At 51.9% G+C, this 532-nt stretch carries 1 pseudogene; it reads left to right on the forward strand.

The window, feature by feature from the left end:
* Window positions 1-476 (forward strand): annotated as a pseudogene (locus tag BIY29_RS20370) (hypothetical protein); the annotation flags it as partial.
* Window positions 477-532: the final 56 nt, after the last annotated feature.

Here is a 532-nt window from a genome sequence, read left to right on the forward strand (position 1 = left end):
AAGAAGCCATCCGAGATCATGCGGGGTCCCGTGGGGTCGGGGGTAGGTATAACAGACAGGCGCTGGAGCGGGTCGGCGTCGCGCTGTTGACCAATCGTAAGCGGCTGAAGCGTGGGCTTGTGAGGGTACAGGGCGGCTATTGTTTGGGTGACGAGAGGTTTTTAAAAGTTGCCACCTCCCTTGATGAGTTGACGGCGTTGAAAAGCTTTGATCACAAACGCATCCATAACTATTCGCACGGTGAGGCGTTTATCAAGTTAATCATCAACAAGTTTCAGGGTAACGGTATTTCCTTGTTGGATGAACCGGAGGCGGCATTGTCTCCAGGCCGGCAAATGGCAGCGCTTAGCGCCATCGATCAGTTGGTGAAGAATGGCTCCCAATTGATTTTTTTTTTTAATGATCCGGCGCCCCCCGAAATCTCCACTAGATCGCTCGTCGGCAGCGTAAGTTGTTTAAAAAAGACAAACCTATAACGGCGGTAGCGTCGGTTCCTTTTTCTCCCGGGTGAAAACCCACCGCCACTTCTAGA

Source organism: Brenneria alni (assembly GCF_003666245.1).
Lineage (GTDB): Bacteria > Pseudomonadota > Gammaproteobacteria > Enterobacterales > Enterobacteriaceae > Brenneria > Brenneria alni.